Below are 18,935 nucleotides of genomic sequence, written 5' to 3'. Positions count from 1 at the left end.
ATATTAATGAGGATTTTTCGAAGCATTCAATTTTCTTATGATAAGAATGAAATAATCAAATGAGTACGGGTTAATTTGGTGCAAAATAACCCGTAAAAACCTGATATCGCACTGTGTGAGTGCATTTATTTCCAGCTGAAAAATAATGACATCTAATAGCAGAGTTTATAAGATTTATATTTTGCGAGGTAGCGCACAAAATTGGTGCGTGGGAGCAAGGCGAAAGAAAACACTCACAGAATGTGGGGGAAGGAATTTAATCGAGTTAGAAACCGTCGAGGAGAAAATCCAGTGCATTTTTTATGGCATGACGATAGTCGCGCAAACTCACCACTTTTGCGCCGAGCTGTTGGAGTCTGATGCTCGCCATTTCATGGGTCATGAGCAGATAATCGACGCCTTCGACCTTCACGACTGGGTTAAGCCGTTGGGCAGGCCGCGCATGAAATTTACTTAACGGAAAAAGAGGAATAACCAGTCGCGTGTTCATTTCGCCAATGATATCACTCTGCACGTCAAGTAAATAAGGGTATGCGCGGGCATTGCCGGTGTTACGATAGACCATAAACTGCATAGTTAGAACGTCCTGTAGTCGTCCGATAGCAAACCGTGATCGTCACTGATGCGGTTAAGCTCCAGCACGGCTTCACGATTCTCGCTCTTCCAATCCTCAGCCTCCAACTGCTGAAGCTTAGACTTTAACGCTTCTGCCAGAATAGCCGACAAATTTATACCGGCCCTGCGAGCCTGCTCCAAAAGAACGGGTTCCAGCGTTACGCTAACGGTTTTTTTATGACGTAAAGTTAAGGTTGGCACAATTCCCTCCGGGAGCAGTGAGCGATTTACACGTGTATTTCACACGTGCTCTACACGCGTGTAAAAACATATGTCGCCAGTATGCCCGCTTCTCCCCGCGGCAGACAGCTTTATTTTTGAGCAAAACAGTGACAGAGTTACGCAGTGTTAACGCTTTGACACTGTCAGCCTCACGCTTCCACGGTTATTGCCATAGGCCTGCCATGCATCGTTGGCAAAGGCATAAAGGTAACCACTGGCCTGCGGCGTAAAGACGCATCGCTCGCCGATGGTAAATATTTCATGCGGCAGAGGGTTGTTTTCAGATTTAGCACCGATGGGGATTGCGTCATTCGCCACCGCCCCGGTGAGCGCCAGCCAGGCCGCCTTTTCCTGGCGTTTGGTGAACCAGAAATCGGCCTGATAATTTCCAGTCACCTTACGGTAGAGCATTTCGCCGATCCCAATCAGTGAGGAGAAAGCCTGGGCAATTTTGCCAAAATGGAACCTGCCATCACTGTCGCCTTTAGGGCCGCAGGCTATATGTCCATCCATCCACTCTCCACTGGCGTGGAACTCATAATTAACCCCGGCTTCAAGATAAATACCCGTTGCGTTCCAGTACTCGCGCGCATAAATCGCCACACTGATGGATTTTTCTTTCTCAATTTTGCGACTCAGCCAATAGTCACCCTGTGTCAACGGCGGATTGCTGTGGCGCGTCATGGCCGAGGCATGCAACTCGCTGCTTTCATGGGAGAAGAAAGGGATATTACGTGGGCGGGTGCGCAAATTTTTAAATACACCGATGGCAGAGTCATGAAGTTGTCCCAGTGGATCAGCCTTCAGCTGCTGGCGAATATCTTCACGAAAGCGCAGTCCATACTCTTCGGCCTGCGTCATCATCCAGTCTAACGCGCCGTCGGAGAGCCCGACTTGTGCGTAACCGCCTCCCACGTCGGCATGCACGCCGGGAAACCAGATTTGGCGCACGTCCTGCCCCTTTTTAATGTGGGTCCACAGTGTGGGCATAAAGCTTTGCCGCCGCTCATCAATAGACAGTGCGTGACGCGCCGTTTTTACTATTGGGCTAAGACTCGTGTCGTGAAAGCAGTATTTACGGGGATTATTCAACAGACTAAGAAAGGCGACGTCGTCAGGTATGCCTAATGCCCCCACGGTATCCCAAACCCCGATAAAATGAATAGGTACAGTGTGGCTGCAAGCCTGCCCACTCCTTACACAGTGAAATATCCGCTCATCGCTGGCAACGACCTGTTCTTGCTGGCGATACTGATTGAATAATTCCTGCACTGCCGACCACGTCTCTTTCTCGGTCATGGCGCCCTGCCGCGCATCCAGCAGACCACAATGGGCAATCATTCCTCCCAGACTGCGTACGGTAAAAGCGCCACGGCTAAAACCAAAGAGCCAAATGCTGGCGCCGATTTCATAATTTTTTGCCAACCAGCAGTAGGCACTCATGATGTTCTTATCGAGTCCGTCGCCGACAATGCCCTCTATCATTCGGTTAAGCCAACCGCCTTTGGTACCCACCCCAGGGTGATAATAAGTGCGCTGTTCAAGACCGTGAGAATCACTCTTTTCCAGCGCGTTACGCAGTTTAATCACATTTGTTGGCACCGATACACCCATGTCCATTTGGTCGGGGGTATTCCATGTTCCATCGCAAAAAATGAGTAAATGCATACGGGTGTTCCTATTTTAAAAGGCAAGAAAGCTCTTTAAATTTAGCCTTTTAAGGCCAGGATGCAATAAAATATGCAAACTTATCTCAGAGTGAAAGTGGCTTATGTCCTCAGTTATCGTCGGCCTTGTGCCGGAAGCGGACATGACTAATGCCGCCTAACCTTGTTCGACATTCAGATAAATATTTGGAAGTAAGAATAAAATGTTTATGGCATCGTCAGTTGATCTTTATATCCATCAAACACTGCAATCAAATGGTCTGCGATTGCTCTGACTCGCCGTGAACTCGCTAAATCTGAATGCATCACTAGCCATAATGCCTGATCCACACCGATATCAGGATTAACACAATGCAGACCGTTTTTCCTGGCCATAAAATGTGGCAAAACCCCTAAACCCAAGCCAGATGAAACTGCGGATACCTGTGCCACAAGTGTGTTTGCTTCTACTCTGCATAACCTGCCGCGAAGCATCCGCGTTATCCATCGAGCAGCAGGCAGATGTTGGTGTGACGCCGACCAGCCCACATAATGAGCGTTATTCAAAGATAAGCCAGCGGGTTCATCAGCCAGTATTTTTAGATATGTCTCATCACCGTATAATCCAAACCCTAGGGTTCCTAGACGCTTTAACGTCAGATTTCCGCTGTCAGGCTTGATCATTCGGATTGCTATATCGGCGTCTCTGCGATGAAGATTGACTGACTGAACACCACTGAGCACTTCCACCCGCAGGTCGGGATGCTTTTCCAGAAGCCCTTTCAGCGAAGGCAGGATGAAATGCGTGGCCAGATTGTCTGATGTTGCCAGCCGGACAAGCCCGGCAACATTACCCTGAAGTTTCGCTGTTTCACCGAAAGCCAGACCCGCGTATTCGAGAGCCTCAGCCCGCTCCAGCATGGCTTCGCCATCGTCCGTCAGCCTGTATCCGCTCTGATGTCTGCTGAAAAGCGGGACTGCCAGCGACTGTTCAAGCCGGTCCAGCCTCCTGGAAATCGTTGCTATGCCCATCTCCATCACTTCTGCTGCGCCACTTAACGTACCTGCACGAGCGATTGCGAGAAAAATCCGAGTATCGTCCCAGTTGAAATCTGCTTTCATATCTTTTTCCAATTATGAAAAACGGCTATCCGTTTTCATGTCTATTTTATCAATTTTAGCAAGATGATACTGCAATCCCCGAGTTATATGTCTGAAGGAATGAAAGGTGTAGGTGTTTGAAACCGGCCAGCCCAAAACCTCCCCAGCAAACTTCTCTCAATATCTTTTAAGAGTACTTATTACATGAATGAAACCGTTTTACACGCAAACCCGGTGCCTGCACGCACTTGGATAGCCATAACGGCACTTGGCATCAGTGCATTTTCAATTGTGACCAGCGAGCTTGCGCCGGTTGGCATGCTCAGCACGTTAGCGAAGGATCTAAATCAAACTGAATCTGGTGCGGGTCTTGTCGTGACCGCATACGGCTGGGTTGCCGCTCTTGCAGCGCTTCTTTCCGGGGCGATGCCTGCACGAATTTCCAGAAAGGCTCTGCTCATTGGCCTGATGCTGATACTTGCCCTTTCCTGCATAGTGGCAACCTGGTCGCATTCAATGAGCGGATTTATGAGTGCGCGCATGGCTGGTGCACTGGCACACGGTGCTTTCTGGGCATTAATTGGCACCGTTGCCGCACAGCTTGTGCCAGCTGAAAAGCTTGGGCTGGCCACGTCAGTCATTTTTGGTGGCGTTTCGGCCGCCAGCGTTCTGGGTGTACCGTTGTCCAGTTTAATCACAGGCATAGCCGGATGGCGCAGTGCGTTTACAGCGATTTCCCTGCTGGCGTTTGCCACAGCCTGTACTTTATTCTGGACGCTCCCCACACTCGCGGCGCCACAACCACTGAGACTGCGTGTTTACTGTGGGATATTCAAAAACCCGTTGATCCTTTCCCTCTATGGTGCAACTGCCTGCATTATTTCGGCTCATTTTGCGGCATTTACTTACTTGGAACCCCTATTGACGAAGACTCTGGGCGTACCGTCGGCTTCAATTTCATGTCTGCTGCTGATGTCAGGACTCTCCGGTCTGGTGGGAAATATCATTGCCGGAAAGCTAATTGACCGTCATATCAAAGGACTCATTTCCATTTCACTGCTCCTGAGTGCGGGTGCGTTAGGCATGCTTGGCAAAGGGAACGCTGTAGCGTTTCCTTTCTGGTTTATTGGCATGTTGCTCGCCATATGGGGGGCGGGTATGTCAATTGTATTCGTTGGATTACAGACCTGGCTGCTTCGTAGCGCTGGAGACGCTGTACAACCGGCGTCAGCAATTTACGTTGCAATTTTCAATGCAGCGATTGGTACTGGTGCGCTTGCCGGAGGCCAGATGTTAGCCATCATAGGTCTTCAAGGCACGGTCCTACTGGCTGCGGGCGTCATTATTTGCAGCATGACACTTGTCTTAATGCTAAAAGCCCCGGGGATAAGCGGCGCTGAAGGGTTGGGATAAAATTCTAAAAACTGCTTTAACCCGCAGTCATGAAATAAGGGGGCAGAAAACGCCCCCTTATTTCACAAAGTTATATTTTATTAGCACTGGAATGCGCCCAGTCTGTTAAACAGTATTGTTCTGAGGACGAGACCTCCTGAAAACTCATCGAATCGCCAATATCCGCGACTCACCTTAAGCTTAAAGCTGCCCTACTTAGTTGTCATGGATCACGTTCGAGGTTTGGATCTTTCCTAACTATGCCAACGATTCCAAACCTGAATCAACAGCCAAGCAACGACTATCCAGCACCCTACAGCAGCAGTGAGAGCGAGCGGCAATCTGAGAAAATTTAACAGCAGATACAGAGAGATAAGATAAGCCAGGTAGGGGATTACAGCCCACATCCCGAAAAGAATTGTCGTGCGTAACGCTTCAATGGAGCGTTCACTGCCAACGATATAATGAGCAATAAGCGCAAATGTTGGGAAAAGAGGGACTAGACCCGCAATATAATAATTTCGTGACTTCGATAAGATGCCTATTAGTATCACCACCAACGCGCCGATTAATGCCTTAAATAAAATTCCCATGATATTTACACTGTTGACATTAAAGACCTGACCTTGCCGAAGACACATCATGGTGTCAATGATTAGGTCAGATTTGTTGTTCTCATCAGTAGGAATTCAACGGCATCGAGGGCACTCCACCTGGCCTGCCATCAGTTGGCTTTTCTCTCATGGCTGCCTGCCCTACTCCTATTGGCTGGCAAGTGCCTTAAGCGAATTTTATAAACCTCGGGATGAACTAATCAATGGAGTACAGGTGAAAAAACTCAAGTTAAACAGGGAATATCAAATGCCAATTAAATATTAACACTGCTAATAATTAAATATTAATATCAACAAGATGGAAGGTTAATGTTCTTGATTGATAATATTAAGAATGAAGAGTTACAGGATATAGGTTGTGTTTTAACTGAGAGAGGAAATTTTGATGACTCAACAGATAGCTGAATACGTAGACCATATGGGTAATGATACCAGTGTGGTTAATGCAGCCCGCTTGTCATTTGGCGTAAAATCTAAAGCCTACACCGATGAGCAAAATAAGAGCCTAATAAACTTCTTAGCTTACGGCGTTAGCAGCAAGGAAATTGCCTTAATTATTAAACAATTAATAATTGGTTTTGATTCCACGCAAAATATCGACTCAGAGATCCTCGCTCGTAAATTTTATGATGATTTGCGTCAGCAGGATCGTCATTGGACTCCATTTGCTCATACTGCAATCAGCATCAAAATGAAGGCACCGATTCCAATTCGGACCCAATGTTTCAAGCATAAAACAGGCCTGGTTGAGAATGAAGAGTCGCGACGTTACATCAGTACAACTCCTGAGATATTTATTCCTGAGTTTCGCGCTAAACCTGAAGGCTCTATAAAACAAGGGAGTGGAGGTTTACACCCTGATCATAAATCGATTCAGGATGACTATCGACGCCATTGTGAAGAGGGGATTAATAAATACGAGAATTATATCAAAAGAGGTGTTGCTCCTGAGCAGGCTCGTTTAGTTTTACCTCAAGGTACGATGGTTAACTGGCTTTGGACTGGAAACCTTCTAGCATTCGCTAATTTTTACAATAAGCGTTCTGATTCACATGCTCAGACTGAAATTCAAGAATTGGCTGAGTTAGTAAGAAAGGTGGTAGAACCTTTATTCCCTGTGAGCTGGAATGCATTAACTCGCGAGTAAAACAGGCCGGTTTCGATTGGGATCAAACCCACGGTGGGGGGTAAATTTTAAGGGTAATTGTTGGGCTCGCGCGCTCCACGCCAGATGAGAGTGTGCCCTGGGGAGCGTCGGTTTTCCTTGCTCGCACCCTGCTGAACAATCCTCCTTGGCCATTCCTGGCAGCACGGGAACTAAGCGGTAATCACCTGAATCGGTATTACCTGTTTCTTACGCATTTTGGCTGCAGAATTGGGCCGGTTAGCAACAGGGGTCGTGATTTTAGTAATAATTTTTCAACCAATCTTGGTTTCCCCCTATTTGTCCTTCCCTAACGCCCGCGAAAAATGCGGGCGTTAGGGGTATGGGCTGGTGGAAAATTACTGGCTCGCCATTTGGGCTGGCAAATGCAGTTTTTCACGCATCTTGGCAGCCTGCTGTTCGCTTACCGCCGGGGCGGAATTTCCCCATGAGTTTCGAATATAGGTCACAGCCGCCGCTACCTGCTGGTCAGAAAGTTTCCAGGCAAAGCTCGGCATGGCACCACTGGTTGGGTTACTGACGGTTACGGCGCCGCGTCCACCTTCGAGCACCGTGGTGAACAGCGATGTCGCATCAGGCGCAACAATGCCGGGATTATTTGCCAGACTTGCCGCCAAACCAGGAATGCCTTTGCCGTTACTGTTGTGGCAAGCGGAACAGTTGGCCGCATAGACATTAGCTCCCTGCTTCATCAGGCTGCTGTCAGCAGTTAACGCCGCCGGAGCCTTGTTATTCGAGCCTTTTTGCGCTTTGAGGTAGGTCGCAATTGCCTGCAAATCGTCATCAGTGAGATGCTGTGTCGAGTTGGTTACTGCCTCGGCCATCGGACCTGAAGCAACGGCTACGTGATTACTGCCGGTCTTAAGGTACTGAACAATTTGCTCATTGCTCCAACTGCCAATGCCAGTGTAGCTATTACTGGTTATTTCTGGAGCATGCCAAACGCCTAGATTACTGCCTTGTAAATAGGCCGACGTGTCGCCGCCAATAATATTCTTAGGCGTATGGCACGCGGCGCAGTGCTCAAGTCCCTCAACCAGATAAGCGCCGCGATTGTACTGCGCCGTCTGTGTGCTATCGGCGGTGAAAGCATCGTTTTTAAAGAACAAAAGATTCCATCCCATCATCGCCATCCGAATATTATAGGGGAATGGCAAATCTGTTGCGGTGACCTTGTTCGCCACCGGTTCGACCGAGCGCATATAGAGCCACAGATCGTGCATGTCACGATCGCTAACTTTCACATAGGCGTTATAAGGCATCGCTGGATAGAGATTTTCTCCGCTTTTGCCCTTACCGTGGCGCACAGCATTGAAAAACTCGCGCTCGGTCCAGTTGCCGATCCCGTCTTGCTCGTCTGGCGTAATATTGCTGGCGTAAATTCCGCCAAACGGCGTGTCAATTTTATAGCCGCCGGAAAATGCCCCCTTGCCACCTGGCAGAGTATGGCAAGCCACGCAGTCACCTGCGATAGCAATATATTTTCCGCGCGCCAGAGCTTGAGCATCTACGTTTTGCAACGGGGTTTTCGCCAGCGTCACGTTATCGGCCACGTTGTCCGTTTGGGTGTTGCCATTTTGATAAAGCATCACCCCGGCGACTACCACCGCCACCACCACCACACCGCCGACAATTTTCAACTTTTTCATATCAGTCCTTTACCAGCGGCCCTGGATTTTTAATATATTGATCAATGATGGCTTTCGCAGTCCACAGGCTGAGTGCGCCAATAGTCCCCGTTGGGTTATAGCCCGCGTTGTTGGGAAACGACGAAGCGCCAAGCACGAATAAATTGTGTAAATCCCAGCTCTGCTGATAACGGTTAAGGACGCTGGTTTCAGGGTCTAATCCCATAACAGCGCCGCCTATAGTGTGGTCGCTGGCCAGGTTGTAGGGCGAGTAGCTGCCGGATGCCGAGTTAGTGCCAATCACGATTTCAGCGCCCATCGCCTTGCCAATGCCGACACTTTTCTCTTCCAGATACTTGGCCATGTTGCGGTCATTCTGGTTGTAGTCGTAGGTTAGGCGCAGCAACGGCAGGCCGTAGTTATCTTTGTATTCCGGATCAAGGTCAAGATAGCTCTCTTCATCGGCATAACTGGTGCCTTGACCAAAAATTCCGGTGGCGTTTTGAAAAGCGTGGGTGTAGGCCTTTTTCCACTCGCTGCCCCAGCGCGGTGTTTCGGGAGGCAGGAAGTCCGCGTTACCTATCGGTCTTGAACCGCGAGCGACCACCAGCAGGCCTGCACCGCCGATGAAATCCAGATCGCTGTGATCAAAGTTATCGCCGTTAAAATCGTCGATCTGCGCTGACAGTGCGCCTGCGCCAATGAATTGGTTAAGATTCTCATCTTTAAAGAACAAGCTAGCGCCCGCTACAGTCTGGAAATTGTAGGCACGGCCAACGACGCCTTTTTTAGTCTGTGGATTATAAGGTTTGCCAATTTTCGACAGCAGCAGCATGCGCACATTCTGCATTTGGAAGGCGGAGAGCACGACGATACCGGCCGGCTGCTCCCACTCTTGGTTGTTGCGGTCAATATAGGTGACGCCGGTAGCGGTTTTACCGTCTTCGGCCTTGTTAATACGCACTACCGCCGATTCGGTGAGCACGGTAAAATTGCCTCGCTGCATTAATGCAGGAATAACGCAGGCATTTGGACTAGATTTGGAAAAGTTACCGCAGCCGTAATACAGGCAGTAGCCGCAGTAGGTGCAAGGCCCCATGCGCACGCCCAACGGATTAACGTAGGCCTGCGAAGCCTGCCCGGCTGGCACCATAAACGGGTGATAGCCCAGTTTATAGCTCGCTTCGGTGAAAATATCGGTCAGGCGCATGGTGGCGAGCGGAGGCAGTGGATATTCGCTGCTGCGATTGCCTTCAAAGGGATTGCCGCCGGGGATTATTTTTCCATTAAGCTTTCCAGCCTTTCCCGAAACACCGGCTATTTTCTCAAACCGATCATAAAAGGGTTCTAGTTCATCATAGGTCACGCCCCAATCCTGAAGAATGAGTCCAGGCATGATTTTTTCTTTGCCATAGCGTGCCACCGTCATGGTGTAGGGCTGCAGATCATAAGGCGTAAAGCGCCAGGCCATTCCGGCCCAGTGTGTCCCCGCGCCGCCGACGTTGTTTCCCATCTCATTCAGGTTCCAATCGCGAGTCGGTAACGCCTGCTGGGTGGAGTTATTACGAAAAGTAGAGGTTTCGACAGCCTGGGGCAATAACATGCTGCGGCGGGTGTCCCAGCGCAGCTCGTCGGTATCAACCGAAGGAGGAAAATCAGTGGCCGTTTCAACCCACGGACCGCGTTCAATTGCCACCACGTTTAACCCTGCGCGCGTCAGTTCTTCGGCCATTAACGATCCGCACCAACCAAGACCGATAATTACGGCATCAACCTTTGGGCGTATATTTTTCATAAAATTGTCCCTACTGTGTCCACAATTGCTTAAAGTTCAAATAAATCAATTAGTTGTAATTTGATGATGCGTTTTTGATTAAATTTTATTAAGCTGTTGATATTAAAGTGAATTGTCGATCATGCTGGTGGGGATGATGTTGAGCTTTTGCCCTTTCTTATCCAGCAGATCGCGGAAATCATAACGCGCACCGGGAAAACCAATCATTTTCCAGCTGGCCATGCCCTTGTTGCCGCCGTAAATTGGATCGGAAAGAAAACCCTCGCGGACGTTCTGCAAAATTTGCTCAAACAGCTGTTTCGTTTCCACCTCAGCGCCTAAATTGAGCTGATTTTTTTCCATTGCGGTGAGAATTTTGTCTTGCTCTGCGCCAGACAGCTGTACAAAGCTCTTATGATACTGCTGCTGAACATAGTCGTTGAGCGCCGTAAGCCCCTGACGATAGCGCTCAGCCGGTGTGAGTGCAGACTGTGGTCCCTGCTCAGGCGTTCCTTTAACAAAACGTCCGAGGCGATACTGCGTAGAAGCACGGCCATAATCACCGGCTAATTGTCGGTCAATAAACGTGGCGCATCCCGCTTCTTTACCACTAATGCTCAACTCATCAGCGGGGATCAGTCTTTCAGCAATGGCACCCACTGCGTCAAACTCTGCTTGGGTAAAATAAGCCAACCCGCCCTTTCTCGGCGGCGCGGGTGGCGTGTCTGCTTTGCCTGGTGTCCACGGCTGTCCGCCGCTAATCACGGCAGCACCCGCCACCGGGATCGTTGATGCAGCCCCCAGTGCTGCAATCGAGGCAATAAATTCTCTACGCTTCATAAAAACTCCCCTGTTAATAAACGTTAATCTCACTCAGTGCAGTTTGTCTTAATTAAAAAATGAAGAAACTCAGCGGCAATATCGAATTTTTGGCGCAAACAGGCGTATCAAATAAAAATTTGAATAAGGATTTATTTATATTATTTTCATACGGAGATCTGGGAGTACATTGGGATAAACGACGTGCCTGCGGCGAGATATTTCCCCAACACTCAGATTTTATTTTACATTTGAATAGATTTTTTAATAAATAAACAACATGTCGCTATCATAATTATTTCCACACTCTCTGTGTACCTCTACGTTGATGGAAAACCATCAAGCCTTTAAAGGCTACTTTTGGTAACAATTACTCACTTGCGGACAAAGCCTTTTACTGCATAATCCGCGAGATTTTTCAATAAAATAGCAAAATTATCTGGCTAACAGCCGTGGAGCCACTATGAAAAAACCAACTCTTGAGATGCTGGCGAAGATGGCCGGGGTGGGTGTGGCAACAGTAGACAGAGTACTCAATGAACGCGGCGGTGTTTCTCCGGAAAAAGCCCAAAAAGTGCTTCTTGCCGCCCAAAGCTTGGGTTTAAAGCGCGTTTTACCTGATGTTTATCAACATCCATGGCAAATTGAAGTGATCCTGAGTGCCAATATTTCACATTTTTTTCAAACAATGGCCGGCGAGTTTAGCCAATTAGCCGACACACTAGGCTATCGACGCATCACGCTTCATCGCACTTTTTTCCCTGAAAATCAGCCCGAAAAACTGGCTGAACATCTCTACCAATGCTGTGATAAACGCGACGGTATTGTGGTTTTTGCGCAAGACTATCCGGTTATTTATGAGGCGTTGGAACACTGTAAGGCGCAGGGCGTACCGGTAATAACCATTGTTACTGATTTGCCCGATGCAGCGCGTTTATGCCACGTAGGTATCAATCAGCTCCAAGCGGGAAGAACCGCAGGTTTGATGATGAGTAAAATGCTCAATCAACCGGGGGAAGTGATTATGGTCAGCGGCAGCTTTGATTATCGTGCACATCGTCAGCGAATTGAAGGCTTCCATGACGTTATGCAGCAGCGCGCTGCGCATATTATTTTGCGTGAAGTGCTTTTGGGTCTCGACGATCGTGCAATCATTGGTTCCCTCCTGGAACAAAGTCTGCAACGCTCAAAAAATGTCGTCGGCATTTACAATACGGGTCTGGGTAATTCGGAAATTGGTAAAGTTCTCGATAATTATAATTTGTCGGGAAAATGTACCTTTATTACTTATGAGTTATATTCTGTCACTCGGTCTCAACTACAGAATAATATATTATCACTGACGTTGGATCAGAATGCACGCCAGCACGCTCAGTTGGCAACCGAGCTATTATTACGCCATTTGGAAAGCGGATTAATACCTGATACCTACCGCGAGGGTAAGGTCGACTTCAGGCTGGTTACCCCCGAAAACGCGGATTAAAACCCAATCGACATGATTGAGTTCCCTACGCTATAACTTAACCTCATTCGCCGCATCGAGTCCTGTATGCGGTTTTGCACTTTTTCGCAGTAGATGTACTGCAAGTGCCAGCAGGAACAACCCAGCCTGTATCACCACAATCGTTGGGCCTGTGGCAGCGTCGATATAAAAACTGACAAAGGTGCCACTGACGGCAGCAATCACCGACGAGGTGACGGAAACCACTAGCATGGTTTTTAAGGTCTTACACAGCAAAAATGCCGTGATGCCCGGTGTTATCAACATTGCCACCACTAATACGACTCCCACTGCCTGCAGCGCGGCCACGATGGTCAACGAAAGTAGGCACAGCAACGTATAGTGATAAAAACGCACCGGCAGGCCCACCACTTTGGCCTGTATCGGGTCAAAACAAAACAGCATTAAATCTTTAAATTTAAGCAATATTATCAACGTCACTACGGCGGCAATGAACAGTGTTTGCAACATTTCTGCGTCGGTGACACCCAACACATTACCAAAAAGAATATGGCTCAGATGCTGTTCGGTATTAACCCGAGAAAACAACACTAGGCCTGCTGCAAACATTCCCGAGAACACAATGCCCATCACTGAGTCTTCTTTAACACGGCAGTGTTCTTTAATAAAACCTGTCGCCACCGCACAGAAAAGCCCCGAACTAAACGCGCCAACAACCAGCGGAATACCTGCTAAATATGCCAGCACCACGCCGGGCAATACGGCGTGAGAAATGGCATCGCCCATCAGTGACCAACCTTTGAGCACCAGAAAGCAGGAAAAAATCGAGCAAACTATCGCCGTGGCCACCGCAGTTAACAGCGCCCGCTGCATAAACGCAAAGCCCATAGGCTCCAGCAGCCAGTCTAATGAGAGCATCACTGGCGGCCTCCCGACAAGCGCGTTCGGTAGCGCTGGCTTAGCCACCCGTGTTTTGGGGCAAAAAGAAACGCCAGCAGGAATACGCTGGTTTGCAGCGTCACAATAACGCCGCCGGTTGCACCATCGAGGAAAAAGCTCAGCCAGGCACCTACGGCGCTGGTTACCGAGCCAATAGCCACCGAGATGAGCAATAAATGCGAGAAACGATCGGTTAGCAGATAAGCCGTTGCGCCGGGCGTTATTACCATCGCTATCACTAATATGGCCCCCACCGTTTGCAGCGCTGCCACGCTACAGGCACTGAAAATGGTAAAGAAAATAATTTTTAGCCGCAGAGGAGAAAGTCCGATTGAAACAGCATGGGGTTCATCAAAAAATACGGCCAGCAGGTCACGCCATACTACGCACAGTATCAATAGCGAAACGCCAACGATAATCTGCACCTGCAAAATATCGGCGTCATCAATGCCGAGAATATTGCCAAACAAGATTGACTGCACGTTAACGGCAGTTGGATTGAGCGAAACCAGCAGCAGGCCGAGTGCAAAGAAAGTCGAGAAAACGAAGCCGATGATGGCGTCTTCACGCAGCCGCGTATAATGGCGCAACAGGGTCATTGAAAGCGCGGCCAGAATACCGGTGCCAAAAGCGCCGATGGCATAGGGAAATCCCAGCGCATAGGCTCCGGCTACGCCAGGTACCACAGAATGCGACAGCGCATCGCCCATCAGCGACCAACCTTTAAGCATCAGATAAGCCGATAAAAATGCACAAACCGCGCCAACGCCCGCACTGACCCAGATGGCCTTAACCATATAGTTGTAGTGAAAAGGCTGCAACAGTAGATCAATCATTGCACCCGCCTCACCGGTGCGGGCGCTTGCTGAGCAAAATAGGCCATATTGCGCAGGGCGCCGCCGAAGGTATGCTCGAGGTTTTTCTGGGTAAAGGTAGTGCTCAGTGCGCCGTCGGCGATGACCGTTTGATTGATTAACACTACGCGATCGCAAAAATCAGGCACGCTGGCAATATTATGGGTCGAGACCAGAATTAGGTGCCCTTCCTCGCGCAGCTGACGCATCAGGTCAATAATGGCATTTTCGGTTTGAATGTCCACGCCGGTAAAAGGTTCATCGAGTAGCATAACCAGCCCCTGCTGGGCCAAGGCACGAGCCAGAAACACCCTTTTCTTTTGCCCTCCTGAGAGCTCACCTATCTGCCGCTTCGCAAGGTCCGTTAACCCTACGCGCTCAAGGGCAGCTGACACCTGCCGCTTGTCCTCTTTTGACGGAATACGCAGAAACGACATTTTACCGTAGCGCCCCATCATCACCACGTCCTGCACCAGCACGGGAAAATTCCAGTCAACCTCTTCAGACTGCGGAACATAAGAGATTAAATTCTGCTTTAGCGCCCGCACAACGCTAATACCGTTGAAGGTGACGCTGCCGGTCGTTGGCCGCAAAATTCCCATAATGCTTTTAAACAGTGTCGATTTTCCGCTGCCGTTAACCCCCAGCAGCGCGCAGACAGTTCCCCCACCGAGGCTGAAACTCGCATTATGAATAGCAGTATGGCCGTTATTATAGGTAACCGTAATGTTATCAACGTCAAGCTTCAGCCTGCTTTCACTCATTGTCCAAATCCCTCTGCGATGGTGCCCACGGTGACCTTTAAGAGGTCAATGTAGGTTGGCACCGGTCCTTCACGGGTTGAAAGGGAATCGACATACAGCACCCCGCCATATTTTGCCTCGGTCTCTTTACTGACCTGCCTGGCCGGTTTGTCCGAAATAGTGCTTTCGCTGAACACCACCGGAATATTTTGCTGCCTCACCAAATCAATCAGTTTCTTAACCTGTTGCGGCGTACCCTGCTCTTCGGCGTTTATCGGCCATAAATAGGCCTCTTTCAGATCATAGCTTTTAGCCAGGTAGCTAAACGCGCCTTCGCTAGTGACAAGCCAGCGCTGCTGCGCGGGTATTTTTACCAGCCGCTGTCGCAGCGGTGCATCCAGCTGGCCGATTTTCTCAGCATAGTTTTTCGCATTTTGGTTATACGTCTCGGCATGCTGCGGGTCGTATTTCACCAGCGCGGCACGGATATTCTCAACGTAGACCAGCGCATTATTAGGCGACATCCAGGCGTGCGGATTGGGATTGCCCAAATAAGGCCCTTCCTGGATAGGCATTGGCGTGATGCCGTCGGTGACCGTTACAGAAGGCACATTTTTGATGCTGGCAAAGAAGCGGCCAAACCAGCGCTCAAGATTAAAACCGTTCCATAGGATGAGGTCAGCGGACTGGGTTTTCACGATATCTCGCGGGGTTGGCTGGTAATCGTGGATCTCTGCGCCCGGCTTGGTAATGGACTCAACGGTAGCCGCATCGCCCGCCACGTTCTGGGCGATATCCTGGATCACGGTGAAAGTGGTAACCACTTTAAACTTCTTTTTTTCTTTTTCTTCAGCCTGTACGTTGCCGCCAACCATGCCGACAATCATCCCCAACAGTAAAAGCCGCAGACGAAACGGTGAATAGCTGAACAATTTTAAAAAATTGAGGCTCTTTTCCATCGCTTATTTTCCCACCTTGCAAACCGTAAAACGAAGAATCCTTAAACAGATATAGCACAGGCTATACTAGATAGCCAAAGCAAAGTTATCAAAAATTGGTGGATAGTCGTAGTTGGTTTACAATACCTTTCATCGTCGCGACGAAAGTGACGGCGGTAAAAGGTAAAAAGCCATTAAGCAAGTAAGAGGCGGGCGTTGTGAAAAATAAGAAAGTAGGTCCATTGCTGGATGTGGAAGATCACGCTCAGGGCTTTTTACAGGTGCGCGAGGCGCATCGTCGGGAATTGATGGATGATTATGTTGAGCTTATTTCGGATTTAATCCACGAATTTGGTGAGGCTCGGCAGGTTGATTTGGCCGCACGGCTTGGGGTGTCTCAGCCAACGGTAGCCAAGACGCTGAAACGTTTAGCCACTGCGGGACTGGTGCGCCAGTTACCCTATCGCGGCACTTTTCTGACGCCTGAGGGCGAAAAGCTGGCGGCAGAAAACCGCGAGCGTCATAACGTGGTTGAGGCGTTTTTCATTGCGCTAGGTATAAGCCCTGAAACAGCACGCCTGGATTCGGAAGGCGTTGAACATCATGTCAGCGACGAAACGCTTGAGGTATTTCGCCGTTTTACTGAACAGAAGAATGCTTCAAAATAAGCAAAGATATCCGCTACGTTGAATGGCGGCGGGTAAGTGAAGATAAATAATCAGAGAGACCTTCGGGCCTCTCTTTTTTTATCAAAATTTGCGCTCCTGACAGTAACGCGTGACAGAATCTTCGATTGTCGGCAGCTTGCCAAACCATTTTTCCTGAGTCTGGCGATCGTGCGTGACATACCCCCCCTTTCTTATCCAAAACAATACGGCAACGCCGTCGCGAAGCGAAGGGACAATTTTGGCAATCAGCGGCATTAAAGGGGTGAGGAGTGAAGAAAATACTGGTTTTGCCACAATCGGTCGCCCCAATACTCGGGTGAATGCAGCCGCCAGCATGGGCCCTGTAGCTGGGATATCACAACAAATATCTATGCATTGATTGAACGCCGAGTCCGGTAAGTCAAGCGCCGCTTCGACTGCATAACGCGCCAAATCCGGTGAGTAGATCATGTCCATAGCCACACCTGGTGCAATGTCGGGAAAGACGCCACTTTTTACTTTTTCGGCCACCACATCCCGTGGACGATCGAGAAAAGCGGCCGCGCGCAACGACAGGTAAGGTTGCTGCTTTTCCACCAAATATTGCTCAGTCAGGCGTTTTTTATGAAAATGCGGTACGTTAGGTGCTTTGTCACATTCGAGAATTGATATGAAGATGAAGCGTGGCACCTGCGCAATTTTGGCCGCGTCTACCCAATGTCGATAGCCTTCAATGTCCGCCCGAATGTCGTTATCCTTGGTGCGTCTGGAGTGGGAAGTGAAACCCGCGGCACTAGAAATTACCGCATCAATTCTAGGCCCCTGCGTCAGAGCGCCCTGCAAAGATATCGGGTCCATCAGGTCCGCCACCACAAAATCTGTTACGCCCAGCGCCTCAAGTTTAGCGCGATGGGTGGTTGCCCTGACTAAAGCTCTGACATGCACTCCTCGGTCCAGAAGCATCCGCACGATAGATGTACCCAACGTCCCTGAGGCTCCCATCACTGCAACGGTTTTCATCGTATAATCCTTTTTGACTTAGTGTGTGTTCAATCACTTCGCCGCTACAATAGACACTGTTTATTCGATAATACACTACTCTCTCTTAATGTTAATCTATAGAAAATATCAGCTTAGCAGCAGATATTTTGCGTTTCCTACGCTGTCTCTTGATAAGGATTTTACGAAATGATGTTGAAATTTATGGGTGCCGCGATGCTGTGTATTACGGCGGTTTCGGCCGCACAGGCGGCTGCACTGGAGAAAACCCGCGTAGATCAGGTTATCGAGCCGCTAATGAAGGAGTATCAAATACCGGGCATGGCGGTAGCGGTAAGTATCGACGGCAAAACGACCTTTTATAATTACGGCGTCTCTTCAAAGGAGACTAGGCTTCCTATTGATCAAAATACCCTGTTCGAGATTGGATCGCTGAGCAAAACCTTTACCGCGACGCTGGCAAGCTGGGCACAGTTACAGGGAAAGATAGCTTTTGACGATCCGGCCAGTCGATATATTAGCGAACTTAAGGGCACTGCTTTCGATAAAGTCAGCCTGTTGAACCTCGCGACACACACTTCGGGACTGCCTTTATTCGAGCCTGACGGAGTTAAAACTGACGCCCAGTTAATGAGTTGGTTCAAAGAGTGGCAACCGGCCCAGCCAGCGGGCACCCAACGTATTTACTCCAATATGGGCATTGGCCTGCTGGGTTTGGCTACGGCTAACAGTCTCAAGCAACCGTTCACTGAAGCAATGCAAAAGCGCCTGCTGCCAGCCTTCGGCATGCATAACAGTTTTGTGCAGGTGCCTGCCAATAAAATGGCCAACTATGCGATGGGGTATAACAAGCAGGATAAGCCTGTGAGGGTTAATCCAGGCGTACTCGACGCCGAGGCGTATGGCCTGAAATCCAGTTCAGCCGACCTGATTCGTTATCTTGATATCAACATGAACGTTCAATCGGTGGAGGCGCAGTGGCATAAGGCCGTCGAGGCGACCCACACCGGGTATTATCACGTGAGTGGGTTTACGCAGGATATGATGTGGGAAAGCTACCCGTACCCTACACCGTTGAATACTCTGCTGGAAAACAACAGTTCGAAGATTATTTATGATGGCCACCCCGCTTCGGCAATCTTACCGCCGCAAGCACCGATGCAGAATGCCATTTACAACAAAACCGGTTCAACCAGCGGGTTCTCAACCTATGCACTGTTTGTGCCGGCCAGGAAAATGGCAATCATTATTCTGGCTAACAAGTCTTATCCCAATGAGGCACGGGTGAAAGCCGCTTATGACGTGTTAAACGCTCAGAAAGGTGGATTTTAATCCTTGATAGGCGGTGTCGCGATCTTCAATTACGGTGAAGATCGC

18 protein-coding genes are annotated in these 18,935 nt (G+C 49.2%); 5 read left to right on the top strand and 13 right to left on the bottom strand.

Annotation, left to right across the window (positions count from 1 at the left end):
- Positions 1 to 265 precede the first annotated feature (265 nt).
- The 4 genes from BS639_RS20470 to BS639_RS20455 all read right to left on the bottom strand — a co-directional run bounded on the left by BS639_RS20470 (position 266) and on the right by BS639_RS20455 (position 3,605).
- Positions 266 to 574, bottom strand: a complete 309-nt coding sequence (locus tag BS639_RS20470) for a CcdB family protein (protein WP_055772037.1) — start codon at positions 572 to 574, stop codon at positions 266 to 268.
- Between the two features lie 2 nt (positions 575 to 576).
- A complete protein-coding gene (locus BS639_RS20465) occupies positions 577 to 816 on the bottom strand; it encodes a type II toxin-antitoxin system CcdA family antitoxin (RefSeq protein ID WP_055772034.1) in 240 nt (79 codons plus the stop codon).
- 147 nt (positions 817 to 963) lie between these two features.
- The gene (locus BS639_RS20460) at positions 964 to 2,505 is read right to left on the bottom strand and encodes a DUF2235 domain-containing protein (protein ID WP_084984175.1); all 1,542 of its coding nucleotides are present in this window, start codon (positions 2,503 to 2,505) and stop codon (positions 964 to 966) included.
- A 206-nt stretch (positions 2,506 to 2,711) separates the two neighbouring features.
- Positions 2,712 to 3,605 (bottom strand): LysR family transcriptional regulator, encoded by an 894-nt coding sequence (locus tag BS639_RS20455; protein ID WP_084984174.1) that lies wholly within the window; start codon positions 3,603 to 3,605, stop codon positions 2,712 to 2,714.
- Between the two features lie 183 nt (positions 3,606 to 3,788).
- Between BS639_RS20455 and BS639_RS20450 the strand changes: the two genes are divergently transcribed.
- Positions 3,789 to 4,997 (top strand): MFS transporter, encoded by a 1,209-nt coding sequence (locus tag BS639_RS20450; protein ID WP_084984173.1) that lies wholly within the window; start codon positions 3,789 to 3,791, stop codon positions 4,995 to 4,997.
- Between the two features lie 233 nt (positions 4,998 to 5,230).
- Here BS639_RS20450 and BS639_RS20445 read toward each other — a convergent pair whose 3' ends face one another.
- The gene (locus tag BS639_RS20445; protein ID WP_084984178.1) at positions 5,231 to 5,569 is read right to left on the bottom strand and encodes a GlpM family protein; all 339 of its coding nucleotides are present in this window, start codon (positions 5,567 to 5,569) and stop codon (positions 5,231 to 5,233) included.
- Positions 5,570 to 5,975: 406 nt separating this feature from the next.
- Here BS639_RS20445 and thyX point away from each other — a divergent pair, with 406 nt between their 5' ends.
- The gene (thyX, locus tag BS639_RS20440; RefSeq protein ID WP_055772014.1) at positions 5,976 to 6,737 is read left to right on the top strand and encodes an FAD-dependent thymidylate synthase; all 762 of its coding nucleotides are present in this window, start codon (positions 5,976 to 5,978) and stop codon (positions 6,735 to 6,737) included.
- A 356-nt stretch (positions 6,738 to 7,093) separates the two neighbouring features.
- On the opposite strand, the gene BS639_RS20435 is transcribed toward thyX, so the two are convergent.
- The 3 genes from BS639_RS20435 to BS639_RS20425 form a co-directional block, all read right to left on the bottom strand.
- A complete protein-coding gene (locus tag BS639_RS20435; protein WP_055772012.1) occupies positions 7,094 to 8,404 on the bottom strand; it encodes a c-type cytochrome in 1,311 nt (436 codons plus the stop codon).
- Between the two features lies 1 nt (position 8,405).
- The gene (locus BS639_RS20430; protein ID WP_055772008.1) at positions 8,406 to 10,178 is read right to left on the bottom strand and encodes a GMC family oxidoreductase; all 1,773 of its coding nucleotides are present in this window, start codon (positions 10,176 to 10,178) and stop codon (positions 8,406 to 8,408) included.
- Between the two features lie 102 nt (positions 10,179 to 10,280).
- Positions 10,281 to 10,997 (bottom strand): gluconate 2-dehydrogenase subunit 3 family protein, encoded by a 717-nt coding sequence (locus tag BS639_RS20425; RefSeq protein WP_055772005.1) that lies wholly within the window; start codon positions 10,995 to 10,997, stop codon positions 10,281 to 10,283.
- A gap of 442 nt (positions 10,998 to 11,439) precedes the next feature.
- Here BS639_RS20425 and BS639_RS20420 point away from each other — a divergent pair, with 442 nt between their 5' ends.
- Positions 11,440 to 12,459 carry a LacI family DNA-binding transcriptional regulator gene (locus tag BS639_RS20420; RefSeq protein ID WP_055772002.1) on the top strand — a complete coding sequence of 340 codons (1,020 nt, stop codon included), beginning with the start codon at positions 11,440 to 11,442 and terminating at the stop codon, positions 12,457 to 12,459.
- 30 nt (positions 12,460 to 12,489) lie between these two features.
- Here the strand turns inward: BS639_RS20420 and BS639_RS20415 are convergent, their stop codons facing one another.
- From BS639_RS20415 to BS639_RS20400, 4 genes are read right to left on the bottom strand one after another with little or no spacing between them, the layout of a single operon-like run.
- Positions 12,490 to 13,356, bottom strand: coding sequence for a metal ABC transporter permease (locus tag BS639_RS20415; protein ID WP_084984172.1), 867 nt, complete (start codon positions 13,354 to 13,356; stop codon positions 12,490 to 12,492).
- Positions 13,356 to 14,213 (bottom strand): metal ABC transporter permease, encoded by an 858-nt coding sequence (locus BS639_RS20410; protein WP_084984171.1) that lies wholly within the window; start codon positions 14,211 to 14,213, stop codon positions 13,356 to 13,358. The genes BS639_RS20415 and BS639_RS20410 overlap by 1 nt, the downstream gene beginning before the upstream one ends.
- Positions 14,210 to 14,995, bottom strand: a complete 786-nt coding sequence (locus tag BS639_RS20405; protein WP_084984170.1) for a metal ABC transporter ATP-binding protein — start codon at positions 14,993 to 14,995, stop codon at positions 14,210 to 14,212. Before BS639_RS20405 ends, BS639_RS20410 begins: the two co-directional genes overlap by 4 nt.
- Positions 14,992 to 15,933 carry a metal ABC transporter substrate-binding protein gene (locus tag BS639_RS20400; RefSeq protein ID WP_084984169.1) on the bottom strand — a complete coding sequence of 314 codons (942 nt, stop codon included), beginning with the start codon at positions 15,931 to 15,933 and terminating at the stop codon, positions 14,992 to 14,994. Before BS639_RS20400 ends, BS639_RS20405 begins: the two co-directional genes overlap by 4 nt.
- A gap of 197 nt (positions 15,934 to 16,130) precedes the next feature.
- Between BS639_RS20400 and mntR the strand changes: the two genes are divergently transcribed.
- Positions 16,131 to 16,580 carry a manganese-binding transcriptional regulator MntR gene (mntR, locus tag BS639_RS20395; RefSeq protein ID WP_055771986.1) on the top strand — a complete coding sequence of 150 codons (450 nt, stop codon included), beginning with the start codon at positions 16,131 to 16,133 and terminating at the stop codon, positions 16,578 to 16,580.
- Between the two features lie 81 nt (positions 16,581 to 16,661).
- Here mntR and BS639_RS20390 read toward each other — a convergent pair whose 3' ends face one another.
- Positions 16,662 to 17,579: an SDR family oxidoreductase gene (locus BS639_RS20390; protein ID WP_084984168.1), complete on the bottom strand. Its 918-nt coding sequence runs from the start codon at positions 17,577 to 17,579 to the stop codon at positions 16,662 to 16,664.
- Between the two features lie 171 nt (positions 17,580 to 17,750).
- Here BS639_RS20390 and ampC point away from each other — a divergent pair, with 171 nt between their 5' ends.
- Positions 17,751 to 18,890 (top strand): class C beta-lactamase, encoded by a 1,140-nt coding sequence (gene ampC / locus BS639_RS20385; RefSeq protein WP_084984177.1) that lies wholly within the window; start codon positions 17,751 to 17,753, stop codon positions 18,888 to 18,890.
- The last annotated feature ends 45 nt before the right edge of the window (positions 18,891 to 18,935 follow it).

The organism is Rouxiella silvae, from assembly GCF_002093625.1.
In the GTDB taxonomy this organism is placed as follows: Bacteria; Pseudomonadota; Gammaproteobacteria; order Enterobacterales; family Enterobacteriaceae; genus Rouxiella; species Rouxiella silvae.
The sequence above is the reverse complement of the archived record's forward strand: the minus strand, read 5'-3'. Positions and strand labels throughout refer to the sequence as shown.